Origin of the sequence: Paraburkholderia sp. SIMBA_054, from assembly GCF_046534875.1 — a bacterium.
Classification (GTDB): domain Bacteria; phylum Pseudomonadota; class Gammaproteobacteria; order Burkholderiales; family Burkholderiaceae; genus Paraburkholderia; species Paraburkholderia hospita.
Genome location: NZ_JAWRXV010000425.1, coordinates 1 through 331 on the forward strand (window position 1 = coordinate 1; position 331 = coordinate 331).

Genomic DNA, 331 nt, shown 5'->3' on the forward strand with positions numbered 1-331 from the left:
AGAACTTTGGCTTCGACGAACATCTCGCTCACGCGCGCCGCTACGAGCGCGCGGTGGAATTTGCGGAAGTGGTCGAGGGGCTGTGGGACAGCTGGGATGAAGGCGCGTTCGTGCGAGACAAAGCAGCCGGGCGTTATTTCGATCCGGCAAAGCGTCATGTGCTCGATCATCGCGGCGAATTCTTCAACGTGCGCGGGCCGCTGAATGTCGAACGCTCGCCTCAGGGCAGGCCGGTCGTCGTGCAGGCGGGTTCCTCGGAAGCAGGCAAGGCGCTCGCAGCGCGTACCGCCGAAGTGATCTTCACCGCGCAGCAAACGCTGGAGGACGCCGT

At 63.7% G+C, this 331-nt stretch carries 1 protein-coding gene; it reads left to right on the forward strand.

Going from position 1 to position 331, the window contains the following annotated elements; genetic code table 11:
• A partial coding sequence (locus tag SB822_RS55765; protein ID WP_410858933.1) for an LLM class flavin-dependent oxidoreductase occupies positions 1 to 331 on the forward strand: 331 nt, incomplete at both ends.